18 protein-coding genes are annotated in these 17742 nt (G+C 63.1%); 14 read left to right on the top strand and 4 right to left on the bottom strand.

Annotation, left to right across the window (positions count from 1 at the left end; translation table 11 throughout):
• Positions 1 to 28: 28 nt before the first annotated feature.
• A complete protein-coding gene (locus ABIB06_RS11450; RefSeq protein ID WP_354048230.1) occupies positions 29 to 1228 on the bottom strand; it encodes an acyl-CoA dehydrogenase family protein in 1200 nt (399 codons plus the stop codon).
• Between the two features lie 136 nt (positions 1229 to 1364).
• Here ABIB06_RS11450 and ABIB06_RS11445 point away from each other — a divergent pair, with 136 nt between their 5' ends.
• Together ABIB06_RS11445 and ABIB06_RS11440 are read left to right on the top strand one after the other, a co-directional pair.
• A complete protein-coding gene (locus tag ABIB06_RS11445) occupies positions 1365 to 1910 on the top strand; it encodes a carboxymuconolactone decarboxylase family protein (RefSeq protein ID WP_247351840.1) in 546 nt (181 codons plus the stop codon).
• A 90-nt stretch (positions 1911 to 2000) separates the two neighbouring features.
• A complete protein-coding gene (locus tag ABIB06_RS11440) occupies positions 2001 to 2495 on the top strand; it encodes a VOC family protein (protein WP_354048227.1) in 495 nt (164 codons plus the stop codon).
• A gap of 89 nt (positions 2496 to 2584) precedes the next feature.
• Here the strand turns inward: ABIB06_RS11440 and ABIB06_RS11435 are convergent, their stop codons facing one another.
• Both ABIB06_RS11435 and ABIB06_RS11430 read right to left on the bottom strand, forming a co-directional pair.
• Positions 2585 to 3832 carry an MFS transporter gene (locus ABIB06_RS11435; protein ID WP_354048225.1) on the bottom strand — a complete coding sequence of 416 codons (1248 nt, stop codon included), beginning with the start codon at positions 3830 to 3832 and terminating at the stop codon, positions 2585 to 2587.
• A gap of 142 nt (positions 3833 to 3974) precedes the next feature.
• Complete coding sequence (locus tag ABIB06_RS11430) at positions 3975 to 5222, bottom strand: MFS transporter (RefSeq protein ID WP_354048223.1); 1248 nt, start codon at positions 5220 to 5222, stop codon at positions 3975 to 3977.
• 208 nt (positions 5223 to 5430) lie between these two features.
• On the opposite strand from ABIB06_RS11430, the gene ABIB06_RS11425 reads away from it, so the two are divergent.
• The 5 genes from ABIB06_RS11425 (at position 5431) to ABIB06_RS11405 (ending at position 11951) form a co-directional block, all read left to right on the top strand.
• On the top strand, positions 5431 to 7500 hold the full coding sequence (locus tag ABIB06_RS11425; protein ID WP_354048221.1) for a prolyl oligopeptidase family serine peptidase: 2070 nt from the start codon (positions 5431 to 5433) through the stop codon (positions 7498 to 7500).
• A 463-nt stretch (positions 7501 to 7963) separates the two neighbouring features.
• Positions 7964 to 9592 (top strand): hypothetical protein, encoded by a 1629-nt coding sequence (locus tag ABIB06_RS11420; protein ID WP_354048219.1) that lies wholly within the window; start codon positions 7964 to 7966, stop codon positions 9590 to 9592.
• Between the two features lie 49 nt (positions 9593 to 9641).
• Entirely contained in the window at positions 9642 to 10685 is a 1044-nt protein-coding gene (locus ABIB06_RS11415; RefSeq protein WP_354048217.1) for a TAXI family TRAP transporter solute-binding subunit, read from the top strand.
• Positions 10682 to 11311, top strand: coding sequence for a hypothetical protein (locus tag ABIB06_RS11410; protein ID WP_354048215.1), 630 nt, complete (start codon positions 10682 to 10684; stop codon positions 11309 to 11311). Before ABIB06_RS11415 ends, ABIB06_RS11410 begins: the two co-directional genes overlap by 4 nt.
• A 25-nt stretch (positions 11312 to 11336) precedes the next feature.
• Positions 11337 to 11951, top strand: coding sequence for a DsrE family protein (locus tag ABIB06_RS11405; protein WP_354048213.1), 615 nt, complete (start codon positions 11337 to 11339; stop codon positions 11949 to 11951).
• On the opposite strand, the gene ABIB06_RS11400 is transcribed toward ABIB06_RS11405, so the two are convergent.
• Positions 11941 to 12624, bottom strand: coding sequence for a DUF938 domain-containing protein (locus ABIB06_RS11400; protein WP_247351824.1), 684 nt, complete (start codon positions 12622 to 12624; stop codon positions 11941 to 11943). The two genes, ABIB06_RS11405 and ABIB06_RS11400, sit on opposite strands and share 11 nt — an antisense overlap.
• Positions 12625 to 12851: 227 nt before the next feature.
• Here ABIB06_RS11400 and soxX point away from each other — a divergent pair, with 227 nt between their 5' ends.
• Genes soxX through ABIB06_RS11365 form a run of 7 tightly spaced genes read left to right on the top strand, consistent with a single transcriptional unit; the run spans position 12852 to position 17476 of the window.
• Positions 12852 to 13211, top strand: a complete 360-nt coding sequence (soxX, locus tag ABIB06_RS11395) for a sulfur oxidation c-type cytochrome SoxX (RefSeq protein ID WP_247351822.1) — start codon at positions 12852 to 12854, stop codon at positions 13209 to 13211.
• Between the two features lie 25 nt (positions 13212 to 13236).
• Complete coding sequence (gene soxY, locus ABIB06_RS11390; protein ID WP_247351821.1) at positions 13237 to 13722, top strand: thiosulfate oxidation carrier protein SoxY; 486 nt, start codon at positions 13237 to 13239, stop codon at positions 13720 to 13722.
• A gap of 15 nt (positions 13723 to 13737) precedes the next feature.
• A complete protein-coding gene (soxZ, locus tag ABIB06_RS11385; RefSeq protein WP_247442181.1) occupies positions 13738 to 14049 on the top strand; it encodes a thiosulfate oxidation carrier complex protein SoxZ in 312 nt (103 codons plus the stop codon).
• The gene (soxA, locus tag ABIB06_RS11380) at positions 14049 to 14912 is read left to right on the top strand and encodes a sulfur oxidation c-type cytochrome SoxA (protein ID WP_354048210.1); all 864 of its coding nucleotides are present in this window, start codon (positions 14049 to 14051) and stop codon (positions 14910 to 14912) included. The genes soxZ and soxA overlap by 1 nt, the downstream gene beginning before the upstream one ends.
• Entirely contained in the window at positions 14909 to 15214 is a 306-nt protein-coding gene (locus ABIB06_RS11375) for a hypothetical protein (protein WP_247442178.1), read from the top strand. Before soxA ends, ABIB06_RS11375 begins: the two co-directional genes overlap by 4 nt.
• A gap of 55 nt (positions 15215 to 15269) precedes the next feature.
• The gene (gene soxB, locus ABIB06_RS11370) at positions 15270 to 17021 is read left to right on the top strand and encodes a thiosulfohydrolase SoxB (RefSeq protein ID WP_354048208.1); all 1752 of its coding nucleotides are present in this window, start codon (positions 15270 to 15272) and stop codon (positions 17019 to 17021) included.
• Complete coding sequence (locus ABIB06_RS11365) at positions 17018 to 17476, top strand: DsrE family protein (RefSeq protein WP_354048206.1); 459 nt, start codon at positions 17018 to 17020, stop codon at positions 17474 to 17476. Before soxB ends, ABIB06_RS11365 begins: the two co-directional genes overlap by 4 nt.
• The last annotated feature ends 266 nt before the right edge of the window (positions 17477 to 17742 follow it).

Below are 17742 nucleotides of genomic sequence, written 5' to 3'. Positions count from 1 at the left end.
CGGCCGCTCCTCAGGATGAGGACTTCGCTTACGCCCCCGGCAGATCGAGGATGCGCTTGGCGACGATGCCGAGCATGACCTCCGTCGTGCCGCCCTCGATCGAGTTGGCCTTGGTACGCAGCCAGGCGCGTGGCCGGGCGCCTTGCTTCGAACGCTCGCTCTCCCATTCCAGCGCATCGACACCGCCGGCCGACATCAGAATTTCGTAACGGCGCTTGTTGAGCTCGGTGCCGTAATATTTCATCGCCGAAGAGAACGCCGGATGCGCCTGACCCGCCTTGGCGAGGTCGACCGCGCGCTCGGCGCAGGCCGCGAGCGCGGCCTCGTCGACGTCGAAGCTGGCGATCCGGCCACGCAGCATGGGATCGTCGAGCCGCCCCAGCGCATCGGTGCCGACGGAATCCGCCGCGATCTGGCCGAGCGGACGACCGACGCCGCGCTCGCCCATGCCTGATATCATCGCGCGCTCATGCTGAAGCAGATATTTTGCGACGTCCCAGCCGCGGTTGACGGTGCCGACCACATGCGATTTCGGCACGCGGACATTGTCGAAGAAGGTCTCGCAGAACGGCGAGTAGCCGGAGATCAGAAGGATGGGCTTGGTCGAGACACCCTTCGACGTCATGTCGAACAGGATGAAGCTGATGCCGTCGTGTTTCTTTGCCGCGGAATCGGTGCGCACCAGGCAGAAGATCCAGTCGGCATAGTTGGCATAGGACGTCCAGATCTTCTGGCCGGTGATGACGAAATCATCGCCGTCGCTCTCGGCGCGGGTCTGGAGCGAAGCGAGATCGGAGCCGGCGTTCGGCTCGGAATAGCCCTGGCACCAGCGGATCAGGCCCGCGGCGATGTTGGGCAGATGCTCCTTCTTCTGGGCGTCGTTGCCGTATTTCAGAAGCGCCGGCCCAAGCATCCAGATGCCAAAACTCGACAGCGGCGGCCGCGCACCCAGCTTGGCCATTTCCGCGCGCAGCACCTTGTGTTCGGCAGCGCTGAGGCCACCGCCGCCATATTCCTTCGGCCAGTCCGGCACGGTCCAGCCCTTGTCGCGCATGCGCTCGAACCAGATGCGTTGCGGCTCGGACGAGAATTTTGCGTTACGTCCGCCCCAGAACACATCAGCGTCGGAGGTCGCGGGCCGGCGCATCTCCGGCGGGCAGTTGGCCTCGAGCCAGGCACGTGTTTGCTTGCGGAACGTTTCAAGATCGGCGTTTTCAGCATCGCTCATGGGCGTTTCCATCAATCAAAAACGACTTGTTATCGGCGACTCTGGGCCATCGCCTCGTGGAATTCAACCACTTCCGCGTCCCGCATCGGCTATAGTCGCCGCGACGGCGAAGCTTGAAAACAAAGAGGAAACAACAATGCGCCTGAAGCTTCTTTCGCCTGGCGAAATGAACGAGAGCCAGCGGCAGACCTATGACGAGTCGATTGCCGGCAAACGCGGCAAGCCGCCGGCGCCGATGATGGCCTGGCTCAACAGCCCCGACATGGCCCGTCACGCCACGCGACTCGGCGAGGTCCTGCGCTACGACACGATCTTCCCCGCAAAACTTTCGGAGATCGCGATCCTGGTGACGGCGCGGCACTGGACCGCGCATTACGAATGGTATGCGCATAAGCGCCTGGCGCTTGCAGGCGGCATGAAGCCCGAGATCATCGACGCCATCCGCGACCGCCGCACGCCCGTCTTCGACGATCCCAAGGGCAAGATGATCTACGACGTCGCGAAGTCGTTGCACGAGGGCCACGGCGTCGAGAAGGGCCTCTATGACGAGGCGGTGAAGGTGCTCGGCGAGCGCGGCGTCGTCGAGGTAATCGGACTATGCGGCTATTACACAATGGTGTCGATGACGCTGAACACGTTTGAGTTCGAGTTGCCGGAGGGCGAGGTCCAGGAGCTGGCTTGATTGCCGATTCGGAAATGCTGGGTTTCGGGATAGCCCGGTAGCGCTGTGCCCCGGCTCGCCTTATGTGGAATTCACCAACGGAGCAGCCACATGTCGCAAAGCCCAGCCGTCCATGCCGACACCAGGATCGGCCACGTTCACCTCAAGGTCGCCGATCTCGATCGCGCGCTCGGCTTCTATTGCGGCGTGCTCGGCTTCGAGCTGATGCAGCGGATGGGCTCCGGCGCGGCCTTCATCTCGGCCGGCGGCTATCACCACCACATCGGGCTCAATACCTGGGAGAGCAAGGGCGGCTCGCCGCCGCCGCCTGATGCGACCGGTCTCTATCACACCGCGATCCTCTATCCGACACGGCCCGCGCTGGCGGATGCGCTGCACCGCGTGCTCTCGGCCGGCATTGCGCTGGACGGCGCCAGCGACCATGGCGTCAGCGAGGCACTGTATTTGCGCGATCCCGACCAGAATGGCGTGGAGCTGTATCGGGACCGGCCCAGGGAGCAATGGCCGTTTGGGGCGGACGGAAAGCTTGCGATGTTCACGAAGCGGCTGGACCTGGAAGAGCTGCTGAAGGAGCGCGAAGCGTGAACTACGCTCTCGCACTCTCGTCATTGCGAGGAGCCCTTTGCGACGAAGCAATCCAGGCTGCCTCTGCGGAAAGACTCTGGATTGCTTCGCTACGCTCGCAATGACGACGCAGAATGCGGCCTGCCTCGCACCATGATCAGCGCCGCCGCCACCACTTCCAACACGATGCAGAGATAGAACGGAAGCGCATAGCCGCCCGAAAAGTCGCGCAGGAAGCCGACCACGCCGGGGCCGAACGCATAGGTCACCTGGTTGATCGCGGTGTTGAGGCTGATCAGCACGCCGAACGAGGCGGAGTCGAATTCCTGCTGCACGATCAGCGACGGCAGCGTGATGAGATTGCCGACGGAGAAGCCGAACAACGCGCAGGCGGCGATCAGCACGTAATCATTGTGCAAATTGATGACGACGAGAAGCGCCACGGCCTGGCTCAGGAACGACAGCGCGGACGCAAGCCGCTGGTTGAGGCGGTCGATCACCAGCGAGAACAGCACCCGGCCGATCACCGCCATCGCCGTCAGCACCGCGACGGCCACAGCGGCGCGCTCGCGTCCGATCACGGGATCGAGAAACGAGATCAGGTGGACGATGAAGCCGACCTGCGCGAACAGCACCAGCGCGAACGCGACCGTCACGGTGAGAAAGCCGACGTCGCGCAACGCCCCGGCGCGGATCTGCGCCGACGATTGCGGCCTTGCTTTCGTCGCTGCACGCCGACCATGGAGATCGGGCGGGCGGCCCACGACAATCAGGATCACCGGCACGAGCAGCGCCAGCATGGCGCCGGCGACGGTGAACATCGCGCTGGCGAAGCCGATATGACCGATCAAGGTCACCAGCAGCGGCACGCCGACGATGCCGCCGAAGCTTGCGCCGTTCAGCGCCAGGCTGATCGCCATGCCGCGCTTCTGGTCGAACCACAGGCTGATCGTGTTGGTGATCATCGCCAAACTGGTTCCGGCCCAACCGAAGGCGAGCACGGCGTTCGCGAGATAAAGCTGCCACGGCTCGCGCACCGCGCCGATCGCGACCGCTGCGACCGACATCGCCAGCGTGCCCGCGATCAGGCCGAGGCGCGGCCCGTACTTGTTGACGGCCTCGCCGACGAAAACGACGAGCAGCGCGCCGAACAGATAGAAGAACGTCGTGCCGGATGAGATCAGCGAGGCCGACCAGCCGTGCGCACGCTGGAGCTCGGCGACATAGACGCTCTGGCCGTAGAAGCCGAGGCCCCAGCCGAAGGTCGCGAGCAGGAAGCAGACCGCGACGATGGGCCAGCCTTCGTAGTGAAGAGAGGATTCGTCGATGGATGCGTCGTGCCGGGGATTGTCGAGCATTTGCGCTTGTCCTTTGTTTCCCCGCGAGCGCGCCGTGCTTCACGCCCGCCTGTTCATGACGAGCATCATGTAACAACCCAAGCCCCGAAAATCACTTCGACCCGGATCGAAGTATCAACGCTGCTGACAGTCTCCTGCCACCTTAAATCGCATCCGGGAACTCACCCATGGCCGCGTCCAGCCGCGCTTTGCGGCGGCGGGCAAAGGAGGCGAACGAAAGCACGGCGAGGCCGAACAGCACCGGTGGGAACACCACCATGTTCACCGCGGACCAGCCGTAATTGGCGAGCAATTGGCCGGACGAGAACGAGCCGATCGCCATCATGCCGAACACCAGAAAATCGTTGAAGGCCTGCACCTTGTTGCGCTCCTGCGGCCGGTGCGTCTCCAGCACCAGCGCGGAGGCACCGATGAAGGAGAAATTCCAACCGATCCCGAGCACGATCAGCGTCGCCCAGAAATGCATTGCGGTGATGCCGGACAGGCCGATGCCGGCCGCACCGGCCTCCAGCAGCAGGCCGGCGGCAACGACCTTCGGCGCGCCGAAGCGCGCGATCAGCGCGCCCGTGAAGAAGCTCGGCCCGTACATGGCGACGATGTGCCATTGAATGCCGAAATTGGAATCGGAAAGGCTCAGGCCGCACAACTTCATGGCGAGCGGCGCCGAGGTCATCACCAGATTCATCATGGGGTAGGAGATGACGCCGCACAGCGCCGCCGCGATGAAGCGCGGCTGGGTCACGATGTCGAGCAGCGGCCGCCCGCCGTGCAGATCGGCCGGCGCCGGCTTCGGCATGTCGACCCCGGCGACGATGCCCATCGCGACCAGCGCGACCGCGGCCTGCACCAGGAAGCTGAAGGCGAACAGATAAGGCTGCCAGACGTCCATGGTCCATTGCACGAGCTGCGGACCGAGCACGCCGGCGAACACGCCGCCCGCCATCACCCAGGACACCGCCTTGGGCCGGTACGCCGCGCTGGCGCCGTCCGCGGCGGCGAAGCGATAGGATTGGGCCACCGCGCCGTAGAGACCGCCGAGGAAGGTTGCGACACAGAACAGCGCGAACGAGGCGTGCAGGATCGCGAACGAGCCGAGCAGGCCGGTGAGCGTACCCAGACCCGTGCCGATGATGAACGCCCAGCGGCGACCGAAGCGGCGCGAGATCGCGCCGGTCGGCAAGGTGCCGGCCGCAAGCCCCAGCACATACATCGACAGTGGCACGGTCGCGAGCGACATATCGGGTGCGAGCGTCGCACCGACGATCGAGCCGGTGGCGAAGATCACCGCCGAATTGGCGCCGGTCAGCGCCTGAGCGGCGGCAAGGCGCACCACATTGGCGCGCACGCGTGCGTCGGCGGCGATCTCATTGGCTGCAGTCACGTCTAACATCGGCATTTCCGCCCCAAGAGGCTTTCACGGGGCTTTCAAGGGACCCTGTTGATTCCAGGCACTATGGCGGGGCGCGCGAGGGCGGGCAACCGGCGCAAACGGGCGCAGGCCATGCCTCTGACGCAATCGGGCCGATGATAATGGGCCGCGCTCTTGACGGCTTGCGCTCGATCAAATCCTATCCGCCGCGATCTCAGGAGTTTCGTTCATGTCCGTCGACGACAGGCCTACGCTCAGCGCTCCCGACGACGATCCCTGGCTGTGGCTGGAGGAGATCGAGGGCAAGCTGGCGCTCGATTTCGTCGCGCGGCAGAACAGCCTGACGCTCGACGCATTTGGTGGAAAGGCCTTCGAGCGCGATCGCGACATCCTCGCGGCGATCTGCGATCGCCCCGACAACATTCCCTATGTGAGCCGGCGCGGCAAAGATCTGCACAATCTCTGGAAGGACGCGACCAACCCGCGCGGCCTGTGGCGGCGGACTTCGCTTGCAGAGTTTCGCAAGCCGCATCCAGCGTGGGAGATCATGCTGGATGTCGACCAGCTCGCCGCGCGCGAAGGCGAGGACTGGCTGCTGAGCGGCATCACCACACAGCCGGGAAACTCGCGGGCGATTTTGAGCCTGTCGCGCGGTGGCAGCGACGCCGTCACCTTGCGCGAATTCGACATCGACACCAAGAGTTTCGTTGAGGACGGATTTGCGCTGCCGGAAGCCAAGGGCGGCGCCGATTGGCTCGATGCCGACACGCTGCTGCTGTCGAGCGCCCATGGCGAAGGCATGGCGACGAGTTCGGGATATTCGCGGACGGTTCGCCTGTGGCGGCGCGGCCAGTCTGTCGATCAGGCGCAGATGATGATCGAGACCACAGCCGATCATATGGCCATGTCCGGCATGGCCGACGACACCGCCGCGGTCCCACGCAGCTGGTTCGTCGACCAGATCGACTTCTTCAATCATGCGATCTGGCTGCGCGATGCAGACGGCACGACGACGAAGCTCGACCTGCCGACCGGCATCTGGATGCAGGCGCATGGCGACTGGTTCGCGATGAAGCTGCGCGAAGCCTGGTCGATCGATGGGAGAACCTATGCCGCCGACACCGTGCTCGGCATGTCGCTCTCGGCATTCCTCGCCGGCAGCCGCGATTTCGCGGTCCTGTTCGAGCCGGAGCCACGCCGCGCCCTGCAAGGTCTGTTCTGGGCCGGGGGCAGACTGGTGCTGTCGATCCTCGACGAACTCCAGCCGCAATTCGAGATATGCACGCCGTCCGCCACGAGCTGGAGCCGCGAGTCACTCGGCGGCCTGCCGCAGATCGGCGTCGTTGACATCTGGCCACTGGACCGCCATCCCTCCGAGAGCAATGGCGACCTGCTTGCCAATGTGCAGGATCCGCTGACGCCGCCGTCGCTGCTGCTGATGGAGCGCGGTGTCGCGAGCCCGATTGTGTTGAAGCAGGCGCCGAAGATTTTCACTGCCGACGGCCTCGTGGTGACCCAGCACGAGGCGATCTCGATCGACGGCGAGCGCATTCCCTACGTCCAGACCGGCCCCGCCGGCGAGAGCGGCGATGCGCCGGTCTATATGAGCGCCTATGGCGGCTTCGGTCTCTCGGTGAAGCCGTATTACAACGCATCGCTCGGCAAGCTGTGGCTGGACCGCGGCGGCACGACGGTGCAGGCGAATTTGCGCGGCGGCGGCGAATTCGGCACACGCTGGCACGATGCCGGCCGGCTCGCCGGCAAGAAACTGTCGCACGACGATTTCGCCGCGGTCGCCGCCGATCTCGTCCGCCGTGGCGTGACCAAGGCGAAGCGCATCGCCGCGCAGGGCGGATCGAACGGCGGCATCCTCATCACCAACATGCTGGTGCGATACCCCGAACGTTTCGGCGCGCTGTTCTGCACGATCCCGCTGATCGACATGCGCCGCTACACAAAGCTGCTCGCCGGCGCGAGCTGGATCGCGGAATATGGCGATCCTGACAAGCCGGATGAGTGGGACTGGCTGAAGACGTACTCCGCCTATCACAACGTCAAAGCCGGCCAGTCCTATCCGCCGATCCTGATCGCCACCACGCGGCGCGACGACCGCGTCCATCCCGGGCATGCGCGCAAGATGGCGGCAAAGCTCCAGGCGATGGGTTATGAAGCCTGGTTCTACGAACCGGAAGCAGGCGGCCACGGCTACGGCAAGGACAACAAGGAGCGCGCCGGCTTCGAGGTGCTCGGCTTCCGGTTCTTGAAGAACAAGATCGGGTGGGAGGACGGCGAGGCGTGATCGCCTCTTGCCTGAGTTCAGCGCACGCCGCCCAGCAAGTGGTGCACCTCTCCCGGTTGCGGGAGAGGTCGGCGCGTCCCGGGCGATGCGAAGCATCGTCCCGCGCGCCGGGTGAGGGTTTTATCCTCTAGGGGGTACCCCGTTGCGGAAACACCCTTTCCGCAGCCCTTCCCCAGCCCTCCCCGCAGGCATAGGGGAATCGCATATGGCACCGCTGCTGCAGGCGAGGTGGAATAACGACTTCCTCCTCTCCGTCCTCGCCCATATGCGATAACCCTACCCCCGCGCGGCGAGCCGGAGCGGCGGAGAATTTAATTTGATTTTGCATTGAAATTATGTGTTATATATTTAATTCAGCTATCTTATTTATTCTATGACATTAATTAATTCGATGAGTACCAAAACCATGCGACAAGGCCGATTAATCACGCCATTGTAGTTGTTATTGAAAGAGGCGTGATGCATGCGCCGCCCAATTGATATTGCGCCGAGGAACGGAGAAGACATCTGGGTGGAAGATGCGGCCGGGGCTGTTGAGGCCGCCCACTGGTCGTGCGAGGAGGGCAAATGGGTTTGGACGGACGGCTCTCCGATCGACATCGCGCCGACCCATTGGTATCCCGCAACCGAGGATGTCGATCCAGAGGATGAGCCGTCAGGCAGTTCGCTCGCGGCGTCTGTGATCTTGATCCTCGCAATCTTCGTGGGAGCAACCCTGCTCGGTGTGTTCGAGCCATTCAACGCTCGAACGGCTCAGGAGGCGACGCGCATCGACGGCGAAAGTGTCGTCAGCCTCGGTCGGCAGGCGGAAACCGCGACCAATTCGCAAGCAGCACCTCAGCCAGAAACGATTGGAGCCCCGGTGTTGGCGGCGCCGGCAAGCACGGGCCGGCAGCAGCTCGTCGACGATTCTCCCCGCAGTGATCCACTCGCCAGCGAACTGGCCGGGGCGCGCAAGGAGCTTGACGAGGCGGTCCAGCGCACGCAGGCGGCTGAAATGGCCACGGAGCAGCTGCGGCAATCGTTTCAACAGGAGCAAGCTCACAGCGCCGCGCTCGTGGACGAACTCGCCGGAACCCGCAGCGAGATCGAGACGCGGAACCAACAATCGCGCGACGCGGAGGCTATCGCTGCGCAGCAGAGAGATGCGGCGGCTCAGGACATCGCAGAACTGCGACGGTCAGTGGAGAAGGAGCGGGACAGGAGCGCCGTGCTCGAGAAGCAGGTGAACGCCGCGCAAGCAGCGACCGCGACCGCTGTGCAACAACGCCACGAGGCACAGTCACGCGCCGCGGCACTCGCGAGTGAACTTGCCGGAATACCTCGCGGACCGCTCACGCCGGATGGTGCGGCAGCTGAGCAAAGCGATCTAAAGGGACAGGAGATCGCGGAATTGCGGCAGTCCCTGCAGCAGGAACGGGAAAGGAGCGCCGTTCTCGTCGCAGAGGCCAAAGCGGCGCGAGCGGTAACGGCCGACGCCGAACAACAACGCCGCGCACTCGAAGAAGCCAGAGCGCACGCCGCTACGCTGGCGAGTAAGCTTACCGAAATGCGCCGCGAAATCGAAAGCCGGAACGTGCAATTGCGTGAGGCGGCCGATGCGGCTTCGCAGCAGGGACTGGCAGCGGGCCGAGAGATCGCCGATTTGCGGCAGTCGCTGCAGCAGGAGCGGAGCAGGGCCGACGCCAGGGAGAGGGACCACGCATCGGCAGGGCGCCCCGATGAGCGCGGCCCGGAGCAACCACCTGCAGGCTCGATGTTGCCGACGACGCAGAACGTGAAAGTGACCTCAGCGGAGCCGCTGATAGTTTCAGAGCAAAACGAGGTGGAGGCCAGATTGATCCCGCGCGCCAGGGAATTGCTCGATCAGGGAAATATTGGTGCAGCGCGAATTGTGCTTGAGCTCGCGGTTGAGAAGGACATTGCACGAGCAAGTTTCATGCTCGCGGAAACATATGATCCTGCGGTTTTGTCGGCCTGGGGTACCTATGGAACGCGCAGCGAAGCGGTCAAGGCGCGAGAACTCTACGCCAAGGCACAGAGAGGCGGCATTCGCGAGGCCAAGGAACGGCTGGATGCGTTGCATCCCTGAGTCTTGTTGCAGAACGAAAGGCTGCGATGGCGATCGAGAAGGGAACGACATGAACAAGGTGCCAAGGTCACTCTTGCTGCTGCTGGTCACCGCGCTGGTGCCAATGGCCATTCTGCTTCAGCCGGCCTGCCTGAAAGCACAAACTGGGAAAAACTCCACGGGCGATGCACAATTCGTCCGACGGCCACTCCCGCAAGTGAACGAAAAAGACCGAATGAACGCCTGGACGGTCGGCCTTGCCGGCGGCCTGCTCGAGGGCGCGCCGATCCGTCTCGCCGCAGAAATGGCCCGGGTCGTTGACGACGGTGCAGACCTGCATCTGCTCCCGATCGTCACCCGAGGCGCTACCGACAATCTTAATGCGCTGCTCTATTTGCGTGGTGTCGATACCGCCATCATCAATTCCGACGCGCTCGATGAATACAAGCTTCAGGTACCGCAGATCCAAAGTCGCATCACTTATCTGCTTAATCTTTTCCCGTCTGAGCTGCACATCTTCGTGCGACCGGAGATCACAAGCCTGCAGGATCTTGCCGGAAAGAAAGTGAACTTCAATACCCAGGGCACTGCAGCCGCCTATTCAGGACCGCTGATCTTTAGCCGTCTCGGCATCGAGATCGACAAGGCGTTCATTCCGCATCAAGTTGCCCTGGAGCAGATGCGCAAAGGAGAGATGTCGGCCGTCGTGTTCATCACATCGAAACCCGTCGACGCCTTCGTGCGCGGCCGCTGGGAGGCGGGCTTCAAGTTTCTCCCAGTCCATTACGACAGGAAGTTCGAGGACTATTATCTGCCCGCGACCTTGGACGCAAATGAGTACCCCAATCTAATCAAGCAGGGTGAGCGGGTCTCGACCATCGCGGTGCCGACAGCACTTGTTGCATTCAACTGGCCGCCGCGCTCGAACCGCTATCAACGCGTGGCGCGCCTTGTCGAGTACCTGTTCTCGCGCGTCGATCGCCTGCAGGCGCCCGGCTTTGACCCGAAATGGCGGTCGATCAATCTCGCGGCAACCGTCCCCGGTCTCACCCGCTTCCAAGCCGCGCAGGAATGGCTAGACCGCAAAGCGCGCAGCGCACAGGCGCCGCCATGAAGACTGCTGCTCCTCCACTCGCCGTCGCCTTCAACATTGCCTGCGGAATCGCGTACGCGCAAAGCACGAGCGATTCCATGGAAACACGCGGGGCATGTTCGGCGATGAAGGGATCAGCACAGCTGGAGTGTATGCAAGATTTGTCACCTAAGAGTCCACCGCCTGGACGGCGCGGGACGGATGATAGCTGGCTGGTCAGCGAGACCACATCGCCGGTCGACTATTCACCGGTCGTCACCGCCACCATCTCTTCTGTCAGCGGCCCGAACGGCGCCGCGATGCAACTCGCTATCCACTGCCGCAAAGGTCGCACGGAAGTCATGATCGCGGGACCGGCGCTCTCACGCGGCGCCAACGAATATGCTGTCTCTTATCGACTCAATGCGGATCCGCCAATTCAACTTGCGGCCGCCTCGCCGTCGTTCGGGTCTGGAATCGCTTTGGGAGGCGATGTCGTGCAATTGCTGAAGTCATTACCCGATGACGGTAGCATCATTGTGCGTCTTTCCAGCCGCACCGGCGCGGTGCAAGAGGGACAGTTCCGGCTCGGCGGATTCAAGAACGTGCGTGAAAAAATGGCGGCTGCGTGCAAATGGCCACATAGCGTCGCCAGACCAGGAGGGTGATGGTCATGGAGCGGGGAGAAACAAGATGATCAGTCTGAAGTCGGCAATCGCAGTCATCAGCGGCTTGGCGATGATGTTCCTGGTCGGGCCAAACGTCCAGGCCGAGTCGGACAACCATATGATCCCGCAGGCGAGTGAGAGCGTAGCGAGCAATCAGAAGCACCCGGGCGGACACAGGCAGGCGAGAAAGCCGGCGCAGAATCAAACAATTGACCGGGCCCCCGCGAGTGAGACGCGGCTGGCTCAAGCAACAAGACCCGAGATCGCCAACAAGTCGCATCGGCTGATCCTGCAAGTGAATTCCAACGAACCCGCGATGATGAACTTGGTACTCAACAATGCAACCAACGTCGCGCAATACTACCGCGAGCTCGGTGAGGCTGTGTCGATCGAGGTCGTCACCTTTGGCCCCGGCCTTCACATGCTGCGCGATGACACTTCGCCGGTAAAGCCGCGCATCGAGGTGCTCGCGATGAGCCATCCCGAAATTTCTTTCAAGGCCTGCGGAAACACCCAGGAAAATATGCGTAAGGCGGAGAACAAGGACATCAACCTGATTGCTCAGGCGACGGTTGTTAAATCCGGCGTCGTCCGCGTTATGGAGCTGCAGGAGCAGGGCTGGAGCTACATCAAACCGTGAGGTCACGCGAAAACACCAGCGTCAGATTGTTCGCCGGCATGTCGATCGTATCGACGAGGCGAAGACCTACGCCGCGTGCGAGGCTCTCGACGTCGCTGATGTCGCGCACGCCCCAGTCGGGATTGCCTTCACGCAAGGATGTGTCGAACACGGCATTGCTGAGCGCGGTGTGCTTGCCGTCGCGCTTGAAGGGGCCGTAGAGGAACAGCTTGCCGTCGGCCCGCAAATAGCGGCCGGCGCCGGCGAACAGGCCCTCGGCGACCTCCCATGGCGCGATGTGGATGACATTGGCGCAGAACACGGCGGCAAGACTTGTCGGCCCCTGCCCGCTCGTCATCTCCGGACACCAGTCGGGATCCGTGAGATCGATCCGCAAGGGCGAGCGGATGTTTTGCAGGCCGGCATGAACGCGCCAGGCCTCGATGCTCTTGAGGTGGCGCTGGTTGAGATCGCTGGGCCACCAGATCAGGCCGGGCGTGTGGCGGGCGAAGTGGACCACGTGCTGCCCGGTTCCGCTGCCGAGCTCGACCACGTCGCCGGTGCAGCCGGCGAGATGCTTTTCCAATACCGCCCAGAGCGATTCGTGATTGCGATGAAACGCAGGTGCATCGAGGCGGCCATCCGACTCGACCCGCCCGCCGTCCCTGCCAAATTCGACGACATATTCAGCCAATTGAAGTCCCCGGAAAAGAAGAAGCAGACGAAAACGCGATCAGAGCCAAGCGCCCGAGAAAAAATGACTGGCCCCAACAGGCCTTACGGACGAACTAGCTCCTTAAGTTGCAATGCAGAAGATATTAACTCCATTTTGCGGCCTGCATAGTCTTGATTGTCAGAACGAGCCGGGTGTGCTTTTGAGCACTATCTTTGGTACACCAGATCATGTTTCGGGACGACGCCTTGACCGCCTTTCCCTGCAAACCCGCCCTGCTCGTTGCGCTGGCCGCCTTGGGGCTCTTGGCGGCCGCGACCCCGGTACGGGCGCAATCCGCCGTGACCGAGGGCCAGAAACTCGCTTTCGACCGCGGCAAGGGCAATTGCCTGACCTGCCACGTCATCAAGAGTGGCGACCTGCCGGGAACGATCGGGCCGGAACTGAAGGACCTCAAGGCCAAGTACCCCGATCGCAACGAGCTGACCGCGATCATCTTCGACGAGACCAAGCGTAATCCGCAGACCATGATGCCGCCGTTCGGCCGGAACCGGATTTTGACCGAACAGGAGATCAGCGCGATCGTTGATTTCCTGCAAACCCTGTGACCGCCGGCACGCCAGGAGACCTGAGATGACCGCACTCACCGGCCCACGCGCGACGCGGCGCCTGATCCTCCAGGGCGCGGCCTCGGTCGCGCTGCTCGGCCTCGGCAATCTGCCGTTCGCTCCCGCGCGCGCCGCGGCCAACGACAAATATCCGGAAGAGGCCTTCAGGCAGAAGAGCGAAGCGGACGCCATCAAGGCGCTCTACGGCAGGACCGCCGAGCCGTCCGACAAAGTCAAGCTGGATGCCCCCGAGATCGCCGAGAACGGCGGCGTCGTGCCGATCTCGGTGACGACGACGCTCGACAAGGTCACCTCGATCTCGTTCTTCGTGGCCGAGAACCCGAGCGCACTGGCCGCGAGCTACAAGATTCCCGAAGGCACGATCCCTGGTGTCGCCAACCGCCTGAAGATGGCCAAGACCACCAACGTCGTCGCAATCGTGGAGGCCGACGGCAAGCTCTACAGCGCGACCAAGGAAGTCAAAGTCACCGTCGGCGGCTGCGGCGGCTAAGCGAGGAAGTTCGACATGGCATCCAGCATTCGCGTCCGCGCCACCGCCAACGGCGACATCACCGAGGTTCAGGCGCTGATCCAGCATCCCATGGATACCGGCTTCGTCAAGGATGCCAAGGGCGAGTTGATCCCCGCGCATTACATCCAGGAGCTGAAGTTCGAATGTAACGGCAAGGACGTCTTCGTCGCCGATTGGGGCACCGCCATTTCCAAGGACCCCTACGTCAAGTTCAGCTTCAAGGGCGCCAAGAAGGGCGACGATCTCAAGATCTCCTGGACCGACAACAAGGGTGGCTCGGACACCACCACCGCGAAGATCGCGTGATGAAGGCCCGCATCTCTCTCCTGCTTGGCTCGTTGAGTGCCGCGCTCGTCGCGTTCGCCCTCGCCTCTCCGCGTGTGGTCGCGGCCGACAAGGTCGATCCCATTGCCGATGCGAAAGCGTTCCAGAACTTCTTCTTCCAGAAGTTTCCGACCGTGAAGCACGAGGATTTCGTCAACGGTCCTTATTCCATGAACGAGGACATGAAACGGCAGTGGCAGGAGAAGGAGGAATTCCCGCCTTACGAGTTCGCGCTCGACGCCGGCAAGGAAATGTTCGCGACCCCGTTCAAGAACGGCAAGACCTATGCCGATTGCTTCCCGAACGGCGGCATCGGCGTCCGCCAGAACTATCCTTACTTCGACGAGAAGGAAGGCAACGTCGTCACGCTGGAGCTGGCGCTCAACCGCTGCCGCGAGGCCAATGGCGAGGCGCCCTATTCCTACGTCAAGGACGAGATGGCCTCGCTCACGGCGTACATGGCCTTCACCTCGCGCGGCAAGCCGATGGACATCAAGATTCCCGATGATCCCCGCGCGCTCGCGGCGTTCGAGAACGGCAAGCGGTATTTCTACACCCGACGTGGCCAGATGAATTTCTCCTGCGCGAGCTGCCATGTGCAGAGCCCGGGCGAGCGCATCCGCGCCGAGATCCTGGCGCCGGCGCTGGGCATCTTGAACGCGATGCCGATCTACCGCTCCGAATGGAGCGGCATGGGCACGACCACCCGCCGCTTCGTCACCTGCAACAGCCAGACCCGTGCGGTTCCGCTGGAGCCGCAGGCGGATGAATATCGCGACGTCGAGTATTTCCTGTCCTACGTCGCCAACGGCCTGCCGATATCGGGCCCGGGAGCGCGGCCATGAAGCGGTCACTTCCTCTCGCCATGCTGCTCGCCTTGGGCCTCGCGCCGGCGGCGCGCGCGGCAAATGAGGCGGATTACAAGACGGCCTATTCCGCCGCCGAAGCCGCATCGAAGGAGGCCGCCAGCTTGCGCCACCAATGGACCGTGACCGTCTCGGCGCTGGCCGCGGCCAAGAAGGCGGGCGATGGCGGCGATTTCGACCGCGCCGTGGCCGCAGCCAAGCAGGCCGAGGCGCTGGCGAAGGCGTCGATCTTCCAGGCCATTTCCGAAAAAGAAGCCTGGAAGGCGATGGAAATCCGCTAGACTGTTCGCTCGTGCAACAGCCTTGCGACCATTAGAGGGCGCGGAGAATTTCTGGATGGCGATCCGCCGCCGCGATTTCCTGAAGAATGCTGGCCTCGCCGCCGCATCGCTCAGCCTGCCGCGGCTTGCGCGCGGAGCCGAGGCCGCGAGCATTTACGACCTCGAACGGTTCGGCAATGCGCGCGTCCTTCACCTCACCGACACGCATGCGCAGCTCAATCCGGTCTATTTTCGCGAGCCCAGCGTCAATATCGGCATCGGCGAGATGGCGGGGCGGCCGCCGCATCTGGTCGGCCGCGCCTTCCTCGAACGTTTCGGCATCCGGCCCGACAGCGCGGATGCCTATGCCTTCAGCTGCTTCGAGTTCGAGAAGTCCGCAGGCCGCTTCGGCAAGCTCGGCGGCTTCGCCCATCTGAAGACGCTGATCGACCGCCTGCGCGGCGATGCCGGAGAAAAGCACTCCGTGCTCGTTGACGGCGGCGATCTCTGGCAAGGCACGGGGCTCACCAACATCATGCAGGGCCGCGACATGGTCGAGGTCGCAAACCTGCTCGGTATCGAGGCGATGACCGGGCATTGGGAATTCACCTATGGCGAGCAGGCGCTGCGCGACAATCTCAGGCGCTTCAAGGGCGAGTTCCTGGCGCAGAACGTTTTTCTCACCGAGGAAGCCGCATTCAACGACGCGCCCGCCTTCGACAAGGCGACGGGGCGCGTGTTCAAGCCCTCGGTGATCAAGGAGCTAGGCGGCCATCGCGTCGCGATCGTCGGCCAGGCCTTTCCATACGTGCCGATCGCGCATCCCAAACGGTTCACGCCGGACTGGACCTTCGGCATCCGCGAGGAAGAGCTCCAGAAGCATGTCGATGGCTTGCGCGGCACCGACAGGGTCGACGCAGTCATCCTGCTGTCGCACAACGGCATGGACGTCGATCTCAAGCTCGGAAGCCGCGTCACCGGCATCGACGTCATTCTCGGCGGCCACACCCATGATGCGATCCCGCAGCCGATCGCGGTGAAGAACGCGAGCGGCACCACGCTCGTCACCAACGCCGGCTCCAACGGAAAATTTTTGGCCGTGCTCGACCTCGCGCTCGACAAGGGCAAGGTCAGCGATATCAAATATCATTTGCTGCCGGTCTATTCCGAGCTGTTGAAACCCGATCCCGGGATGGCCGAACTGATCGGCCGGTTGCGGGCGCCCTTCGTCACCGACTGGTCGGAGAAGATCGCAACGCCCGACCGCCTGCTGTATCGCCGCGACAATTTCGCCGGCCCGGTCGACGAGCTGATCTGCACCGCGCTGCGCAGCGAGCTCGATGCCGAGGTCGCGCTGTCGCCGGGCTTCCGCTGGGGCGTCACCGCGCTGTCCGGCCAGGCGCTGACCATGGAGGATTTGCTTGCGGAAACCGCGATCAGTTATCCCGAGACCTATGTGCAGGAGATGACCGGCACGCAGATCAAGGACGTGCTGGAAGACATCTGCGACAATCTCTTCAATGCCGATCCCTATTACCAGCAGGGCGGCGACATGGTGCGCGCCGGCGGGCTCAGCTACACCTGCACGCCGACGGCTGCGATCGGCAGCCGCATCTCCGAGCTGAAGCTCAATGGCGGCAAGGCGGTTTCCGCAAACCACCGCTACAAGGTCGCGGGCTGGGCCTCCGTCAACGGCCAGCAAGGCGCGCCGGTGTGGGAGGTCGTCGCCAAATATCTGCGCTCGGGCCGGATGTTACAGGAGCGGCTCGGCTCCGGCGTTACGCTGAAAGGCGTCGAGGGCAATCCAGGTATTGCAGGACAGGGATGATGCGATCGCAGATCTTATCCGCGATGCTGCTGGCGCTGCTCGCCTTCGCTACTACGCCTCTCGCTTACGCGCAGCAGGTGCCGCTCCAGGACAAGCCGTTCGCGGAGCACAAGGTCGTGTTGCAGCTCTCCGATGGCGATGCCAAGAAGCAGGCGCTGGTGCTGAGCGTCGCCAACAATTTGCTGAAGGCCTACGACCCCGACAAAATTGCGATCGAGGTGGTGGCGTTCGGTCCCGGCATCGATTTGCTGTTGTCAGGCAGCGAGCGCCGCAAGCAGGTCGAGAGCCTGATCGCGCAAGGCGTACGCTTCGACATCTGCCTCAACACCGTCGACACGATCGAGCGGGAGACGGGCAAGCGGCCGGAGTTCATTCCCGCGGCGATACCGGTGCAAGTCGGGGTCGGGCAGATCCTGTTTCTCAGCGAGAACGGGTACACGGTGGTGCGGCCCTGAGCCTTTTGTCGGGGCAAAACGTCGCGGCACACTCGGTGTCATCGCCCGCGGTGGGCGATCCAGGACTCCGAGACCGCGAGGGGTACGGAAAGGCCGCAGCGTACTGGATTCCCCGCCTTCGCGGGGAATGACAGCGGTGGCTGAGGTGACGCCCACCCGCCCATCGCGGGAATAAAAATCTTCTAAATTACCTTACTTAGACAGTCAATTACTTCTCTTTTTGGCCCGAAGTGTAGTAGAATTTCGAGGTAGTTCACGCCGGGTCT

The organism is Bradyrhizobium sp. LB8.2 (genome assembly GCF_040548035.1).
Classification (GTDB): Bacteria; Pseudomonadota; Alphaproteobacteria; order Rhizobiales; family Xanthobacteraceae; genus Bradyrhizobium.
Note: the sequence above shows the minus strand (reverse complement) of the source record. Positions and strands in the feature narration are given on the sequence as shown.

Bases quoted from the DNA above. Each gene is read 5' to 3' on its own strand.
- ABIB06_RS11450 (WP_354048230.1), bottom strand. From the start codon at position 1,228: ATGAGCGATGCTGAAAACGCCGATCTTGAAACGTTCCGCAAGCAAACA.
- ABIB06_RS11445 (WP_247351840.1), top strand. From the start codon at position 1,365: ATGCGCCTGAAGCTTCTTTCGCCTGGCGAAATGAACGAGAGCCAGCGG.
- ABIB06_RS11440 (WP_354048227.1), top strand. From the start codon at position 2,001: ATGTCGCAAAGCCCAGCCGTCCATGCCGACACCAGGATCGGCCACGTT.
- ABIB06_RS11435 (WP_354048225.1), bottom strand. From the start codon at position 3,832: ATGCTCGACAATCCCCGGCACGACGCATCCATCGACGAATCCTCTCTT.
- ABIB06_RS11430 (WP_354048223.1), bottom strand. From the start codon at position 5,222: ATGTTAGACGTGACTGCAGCCAATGAGATCGCCGCCGACGCACGCGTG.
- ABIB06_RS11425 (WP_354048221.1), top strand. From the start codon at position 5,431: ATGTCCGTCGACGACAGGCCTACGCTCAGCGCTCCCGACGACGATCCC.
- ABIB06_RS11420 (WP_354048219.1), top strand. From the start codon at position 7,964: ATGCGCCGCCCAATTGATATTGCGCCGAGGAACGGAGAAGACATCTGG.
- ABIB06_RS11415 (WP_354048217.1), top strand. From the start codon at position 9,642: ATGAACAAGGTGCCAAGGTCACTCTTGCTGCTGCTGGTCACCGCGCTG.
- ABIB06_RS11410 (WP_354048215.1), top strand. From the start codon at position 10,682: ATGAAGACTGCTGCTCCTCCACTCGCCGTCGCCTTCAACATTGCCTGC.
- ABIB06_RS11405 (WP_354048213.1), top strand. From the start codon at position 11,337: ATGATCAGTCTGAAGTCGGCAATCGCAGTCATCAGCGGCTTGGCGATG.
- soxY (WP_247351821.1), top strand. From the start codon at position 13,237: ATGACCGCACTCACCGGCCCACGCGCGACGCGGCGCCTGATCCTCCAG.
- soxZ (WP_247442181.1), top strand. From the start codon at position 13,738: ATGGCATCCAGCATTCGCGTCCGCGCCACCGCCAACGGCGACATCACC.
- soxA (WP_354048210.1), top strand. From the start codon at position 14,049: ATGAAGGCCCGCATCTCTCTCCTGCTTGGCTCGTTGAGTGCCGCGCTC.
- ABIB06_RS11375 (WP_247442178.1), top strand. From the start codon at position 14,909: ATGAAGCGGTCACTTCCTCTCGCCATGCTGCTCGCCTTGGGCCTCGCG.
- soxB (WP_354048208.1), top strand. From the start codon at position 15,270: ATGGCGATCCGCCGCCGCGATTTCCTGAAGAATGCTGGCCTCGCCGCC.
- ABIB06_RS11365 (WP_354048206.1), top strand. From the start codon at position 17,018: ATGATGCGATCGCAGATCTTATCCGCGATGCTGCTGGCGCTGCTCGCC.